Annotated in this window: 6 protein-coding genes; 2 read left to right on the top strand and 4 right to left on the bottom strand. The window is 74.2% G+C overall.

Features of this window, described 5'->3' with window-relative positions:
• Positions 1-23 precede the first annotated feature (23 nt).
• Positions 24-1406, top strand: coding sequence for a Gfo/Idh/MocA family protein (locus tag IO39_RS37840; protein WP_211267310.1), 1383 nt, complete (start codon positions 24-26; stop codon positions 1404-1406).
• Here the strand turns inward: IO39_RS37840 and IO39_RS37845 are convergent.
• From IO39_RS37845 to IO39_RS37860, 4 genes are all read right to left on the bottom strand, one after another.
• Positions 1390-1707, bottom strand: a complete 318-nt coding sequence (locus IO39_RS37845; RefSeq protein ID WP_043634266.1) for a hypothetical protein — start codon at positions 1705-1707, stop codon at positions 1390-1392. The two genes, IO39_RS37840 and IO39_RS37845, sit on opposite strands and share 17 nt — an antisense overlap.
• A gap of 175 nt (positions 1708-1882) precedes the next feature.
• Positions 1883-2575 carry an aspartate/glutamate racemase family protein gene (locus IO39_RS37850; RefSeq protein ID WP_043634269.1) on the bottom strand — a complete coding sequence of 231 codons (693 nt, stop codon included), beginning with the start codon at positions 2573-2575 and terminating at the stop codon, positions 1883-1885.
• A gap of 32 nt (positions 2576-2607) precedes the next feature.
• The gene (locus IO39_RS37855; RefSeq protein ID WP_043634271.1) at positions 2608-3987 is read right to left on the bottom strand and encodes a UDP-N-acetylmuramoyl-tripeptide--D-alanyl-D-alanine ligase; all 1380 of its coding nucleotides are present in this window, start codon (positions 3985-3987) and stop codon (positions 2608-2610) included.
• Positions 3984-4940: a D-alanine--D-alanine ligase family protein gene (locus IO39_RS37860; RefSeq protein WP_043634274.1), complete on the bottom strand. Its 957-nt coding sequence runs from the start codon at positions 4938-4940 to the stop codon at positions 3984-3986. The genes IO39_RS37855 and IO39_RS37860 overlap by 4 nt, the downstream gene beginning before the upstream one ends.
• 201 nt (positions 4941-5141) lie before the next feature.
• Here IO39_RS37860 and IO39_RS37865 point away from each other — a divergent pair, with 201 nt between their 5' ends.
• Positions 5142-5924: an acyl-CoA thioester hydrolase/BAAT C-terminal domain-containing protein gene (locus tag IO39_RS37865; RefSeq protein WP_211267311.1), complete on the top strand. Its 783-nt coding sequence runs from the start codon at positions 5142-5144 to the stop codon at positions 5922-5924.
• Positions 5925-6082 lie beyond the last annotated feature (158 nt).

Here is a 6082-nt window from a genome sequence, read left to right on the forward strand (position 1 = left end):
ATTTACTGAAGACCGGCCTCGCCGTGGGCGCCGTCACGGGCGCCGCCGGCTCCCCCGCCGCTCCCGACGCGACCGGCGGGGAGCCTCCGCGCGACGCGCGCGAGAGGAGCATGGTCGACGTGCCGTTCGAGGGCTTCGACCGGGTCCGGGTCGGGCTCATCGGCCTCGGCAACCGCGGCGGCAGCCAGGACGTGCGGTTCGGCGCCGTCGCCACGGTCACCGCCGTCTGCGACATCAGGCCGGAACGGGTCAGCCGCACGATCACCCGCATCATGCGGCAGGGCTTCCAGGACGTCGAGCCGGTCGGGTACTCCGCCGGCGAGCAGGACTTCCTCAACCTCGTCCGGCGCGACGACATCGACCTGGTCTACGTCGCCACCCCGTGGGAGTGGCACCACCCGCAGGCCAAGGCCGCCATGGAGCACGGCAAGCACGTCGCCGTCGAGCTGCCGATCTCCCCGCACCTGAACGAGATCTGGGACCTGGTCCGCACCTCCGAGCGGACCCGCAGGCACTGCATGCTCCTGGAGAACGTCAACTACTTCCGGCCCGAGCTGCAGATGTTCACCATGGTCCGGGCGGGGCTCTTCGGGGACCTGCAGCACGGCTCCGGCGGCTACGTGCACGACCTGCGCTGGCCGTACCTGTTCGGCGGCGCCTACCATCCCGAGCACTGGCGGCGGCGCTGGCAGACGCGGATGAACGCCCTGCACTACCCGATGCACGGCCTGGGGCCGGTCTCCGCGGCCATGGGCATCAACCGCGGCGACCGCTTCGACGAGCTGGTCGCCGTGGCGTCGCTGCCCAAGGCGCTGGCCCTGTTCAGGGAGGAGGACCCCCGGGTGGGCCGGGACCACTCGTCGTGGCAGGACGGCCCGTACATCTCGGGTGACCGGCACACCTGCTTCGTCACCACCGTGGGCGGCCGGTTCATCCGGGTGGAGCACGACGTGAACTCGCCGCACCCGTACAGCAGGGAGACCACGCTCACCGGGACGAGGGGGTCGATCGAGCTCGACAACGGCCGCGTCTATCTGGAGTCGCTCGGCCACACCGACCACGCGTGGCGGACGGGCGGCGACTACACCGCCATCCTCCGGCAGCACGACCACTGGTTGTGGCCCCTGCTGGAACGGCTCGCCGACCAGTACGGCGGGCACGGCGGCGGCGACTTCGTGTCCATCTTCCGCCTCGTCCAGCTCATGCGGCTGGGCATGACCCCCGACATCGACGTCTACGACTCGGCGGCGTGGTGCTCGGTGATCCCGCTCAGCCACGAGTCGCTGAAGACCGAGCGGCTGCGCCCGGTCAAGGTGCCCGACTTCACGCGCGGGCGGTGGAAGGAGGCGCGGCCCACCTTCGACCGCCCGCAGCCGGAGGACCCGTTGCTCAGCGCGGGCGGCTGAGCGCGGCCTCGGCCAGGTCCGTCCAGTGCGCGGCCGAGGAGTGGGGCACGACCACCCAGTCCTTCACCGTGCGGCCCCGGCCCGAGGGGTCGAACAGCGACGCCCCGGGCAGGCCGAGCGCGGCGGTGTGCTCCGGGGTGTCCCTGACCAGCCGGAACACCATCGCGCCGTCACGCTGCAGGCTCGCGAACACCTTCCCCGCCCGGTCCTTGAGCGCGGGGCTGCCCATCATCCGGGAGACCCGCACCCCCAGGTCGGCCAGCTCGGCGCCGACCTGCCTGAAATCCTCTTCCGCGTCCATCCCCGGTCGGTCCCCCACTCTCGTCGCGGCGCGGCCGGGGCGGTCCGGCACGGCCGGGGCCCTTCCCGGACGGCACGATGCCTCGGCCCCGCCCTCCGGCAGAACGGCGATCAGGCTAGCCGTCCCGCCGCAGGTGATCAAGGCCGGAGCGTGCCCCCGGTCCGGGCCGGGGTGCTCAGCCGGACAGCGCGAAGGCGGCCGCCGCCTCCGCGTGCAGCCGGGCGCTCGGCAGCAGCGGCACGGCGGCGTCCTTCTCGTCGATCAGCAGCTCGATCTCGGTGCAGCCGAGGATGACGGCCTCGGCCCCGGCGTCCGCGAGCTCGGCGATGACGTGCGCGTACGCGTCCCTGGACGATTCCCGGACCACCCCGCGCACCAGCTCCTCGAAGATCACCCGGTGGACCAGCTCCCGCCGCTCGCGCCGGGGCACGACCACCTCGAACCCGTGGGTCGCCAGCCGGTCCCGGTAGAAGCGCTGCTCCATGGTGAAGCGGGTGCCGAGCAGGCCGACCTTGCGCATCCCCCTGGCCCGGACCTCCGCGCCCACGGTGTCGGCGATGTGCAGCACGGGCACGCTCGTGGCCCGCGCCACGTCGTCGCTCACCCGGCTGAAGGTGTTGCTGCAGACGAGCAGCACCTCGGCGCCGAGGTCCTGCAGCTTCCTGCCCGCCCCCGCCAGCAGCGTGCGCACCTCGTCCCAGCGGTCGGCGAAGATGAGGTCCTCGACGGTCGTGTAGTCGACGGACCAGATGAGGCTGTCGGCGGAATGGCTGCCGCCGAGCCGCTCGCGCACCCGGCGGTTGATGACCTGGTAGTAGATGACCGTCGATTCCCAGCTCAACCCGCCGATGAGACCGATGGCGCGCATGGAACTCCGTTTCCTTGTGGTAGGCAGGGCGATCAGGCCCGGGCCAGCGCGCGGGCGCAGGCGCCGAGCCCGATCTCGCTGGAGGCCTTGACGAACACCACGTCCCCCGGCTCGACCAGGGCGGTGGCCAGCTTGGTGGCCTCGGCCACGTCCTCGACGGCGTGCACGGCCACGCCGCCGCCCGCGGCCCGCGCCGCCTCCGCCATCGCGCGCGGGTCGCCGTCCCCGACCGCGATCAGCACGTCGAAGCCCAGGCCGGCGACGAGCCGGCCGATCTCCTCGTGCCGGGCGCGCGAGGCGTCCGCCTGCTGCCCCATCGTGCCGAGCACGGCGACCGTGCGGCGCCCGCCGGCCAGGGCCTTGGCCGCCCGCAGCCCGGCCCGCATGGACTCGGGGCTGGCGTTGTAGGCGTCGTCGACGACGGTGACGCCGTCGGGCCGCTCCACGATCTCCAGCCGGCCCGCGGAGCGCCGCCGCGCGGCGGTCAGCCCCTCGGCGATCCGGGCGGGGTCCAGGCCGAGCGCGGTGGCGGCGGCGGCCGCGGCCAGCGCGTTGCCCACCTGGTGCGCGCCGATGAGGCCGAGCCGGACCGGGGCGCGGCCGGCGGGCGTCACCAGCTCGAACGCGGCCCGTGCCCGCTCGTCCATCCGCACGTCCTCGGCGCGCACCGCCGCCTCCGGCGAGACCCCGTACGACAGGATGGTGGCCCTGGTCCGGCCGGCCATGCCCATGACGTACGGGTCGTCGGCGTTGAGCAGCGCGAACCCGTCCGGCGGGAGCGCCTCGACCAGCTCGCCCTTGGCCTCGGCCACGGCGGCCGGCCCCCCGCCCATCCGCTCCGCGTGCGCGCTGCCGACGTTGAGCACCAGCCCGATCCGGGGCGGCGCCAGGCCGGTCAGGTAGCGCAGGTCGCCCTTCCTGCTCGCGCCCATCTCCAGCACCAGGTAGCGGGTGGCGGCGTCGGCCCGCAGCACGGTGAGCGGCAGCCCCAGCTCGTTGTTGAACGACCTGTCGGTGGCGACCGTCGGCCCGTGCCGTTCGAGCACCTGGGCCAGCAGGTCCTTGGTGGTGGTCTTGCCCACCGAGCCGGTCAGGCCGATCACGGCCGGGCGCAGGCGGCCGAGCACGTGCCGGGCCAGCAGGCCGAGCGCGAGCCGTACGTCCGCGACGACGAGGGCGGGCACGCCGACGGGCCGCGACGCCAGCACGGCGACGGCCCCGGCCGCGACCGCGGTGGCCGCGTAGTCGTGGCCGTCGACGTTGGCGCCGGGCGTCGCGGCGAACAGGCCGCCGGGCAGCACCTCGCGGGAGTCGACCGCGGCGGGCGCCGTCACCCGCGCCCCGTCGTCGGCGACGTCGTGCAGGCCCGCGCCGAGCAGCTCCGCGATCTCCCGCAGCGTCATGGGGATCATGAGCCGCTCCTGGCGAACGCCAGGTCGATGAGGCGGCACAGCAGCTCGGGGTAGGGAACCCCGCTCGCCGCCCAGGCCCTGGCGTAGACGGAGCGGGCGGTGAAGCCGGGCATGGTGTTGATCTCCCCCGCGTACAGGCGGCCGGTGTGCCGCTCGTAGAGGAAGTCGGCGCGGGCCAGGCCGTAGCCGCCGATCGCCCGGAACGCGCGCAGGGCCAGCTCCCGCACCTCCTCGGCCACGCGTTCCGGCAGCTCGGCGGGGATGGTGGCGATCTCGGCCGGGCTGAGGTACTTGGCCTCGTAGTCGAGCCAGTCACCGGGCACGATGAGCTCGCCGGGCACCGACGCCTCCGGCGTGTCGTAGCCGCCGAGCAGGCCGCAGATGACCTCGCGCGCGGACACGCCCTGCTCGACGACGACCACCCGGTCATGGGCCAGCGCCAGCTCCACGCCCGCGCGCAGCTCCTCCATGGAGGTGACCCGGGAGATGCCGATGGAGGAGCCCATGTTGGCCGGTTTGACGTACATCGGCCAGTCGAGCGACTTCACCAGGCCCCAGTGGTCGGTGGTGGTGCGCCATTCGTGCCCGGTGAACCACACGTACGGGGTGACCGGGATGTCCTCCGCCAGGAACGCGCGCCGCATCGCGACCTTGTCCATCGCCACGGCCGAGGCCAGCACGCCGCAGCCGACGTACGGCAGACCCAGCGTCTCCAGGTGACCCTGGACGACGCCGTCCTCGCCGTACGGGCCGTGCAGCACCGGGAAGACGACGTCCGCCAGGCCGCGCCGTAATTCCACCGGCCACCTGCCCTGCCGGTCGATGATGACGGGGACGGGCTCGTACCGGTCCCTCGGCAGGGCGTCCAGCACGGCCTGCGCCGACTGCAGCGACACCTCGTGCTCGGCGGACGGCCCGCCCGCCAGCACGGCCACGCGCACGCGTTCGGTCACGATCGATCAGCCTTCCTCAGTGGCACGGAGACACCCGGGCCCACCCGCGGCGGGGCCCCATCCACTGTCGGGCGACGGTGTCCCCGCCCCGTCAGCGCCGTGTCATGGTTGTGTCACGGTCGCGGCGGAACGGCCGCGTACGCGGGCGGTGCCCGTGCCCTCCTGCGGGGCCGGGCCGGGGCGCACGGCATAATCCGGGCCGTGGACAGACATATGGCGGTCGTGCAAGGGGCCGAGGCAGGGGTTCTGGTTCTGGCCGGGTCCAGTGGCCGGATCGACGCGGACCGGTGCGACGTGCTGGCCCGGCATGGCGTGACCGCGATGTCCATGCGCTGGTTCGGCGGGCCGGGCCAGCCGCCGGGCATCTGCGAGGTGCCGCTGGAGACCTTCGTCGCGGGGCTCGATCTGCTGGCCGGAACGGGCGTGTCGCGGCTGGCCGTGCTGGGGGTCTCCAAGGGCGCGGAGGCCGCGCTGACGCTCGCGTGCCTCGAACCGCGCGTGGACGCGGTCATCGCGCTGTCCCCGTCGTCCGTGGTCTGGGCCAACGTCGGCCCCGGCCTGGACGGAGCCGCGCACCCTCAGCGCTCGTCCTGGACCTGGCGGGGCGAGCCGCTCCCCTTCGCGCCCTATCCGGCGGAATGGCCGGATCACGGGCCGCCCACGTCCTTCCGCGCCTTCTACGAGCGAGGTCTCGCCGCCGCGCCCCCGGAGGCGGCGATCCCGCTGGAGCGGACCCGGGCCGACGTCGTGCTGGTGGCGGGCGCGGACGATCAGATGTGGCCGTCGCTGACGTTCGCCGGCGCGCTCGCGCGGCGCCGGGAGGCGCGCGTGGTCAGCCATCCCGCGGCCGGGCACCGGCCCCGGCTCCCCGGCGAGCCTCCCGCGCAGCCGTCCCCGTCATACCTGTACGGAGGGTCCGCCGCGGCCGACGCGGCCTTGGGGGCGTCGGCCTGGCCGCACATCCTCGCCGCGCTGAGCCCGTGACGGCTCGCCCCTGCCCGCCGGTCTATGGGATCTCGCAGGTGACGTCGCAGGCGGTCTGCGCGAGGGCGCGGATGAGGTCGGTCTCTGTGGCGGTGCGCCAGATGAGGGCCCAGCGGGCGAGCGGGGCGTCGTGGATGGGGACGTAGGCGATGTCGGAG

It is taken from the genome of Nonomuraea candida (assembly GCF_000725485.1).
Classification (GTDB): Bacteria; Actinomycetota; Actinomycetes; order Streptosporangiales; family Streptosporangiaceae; genus Nonomuraea; species Nonomuraea candida.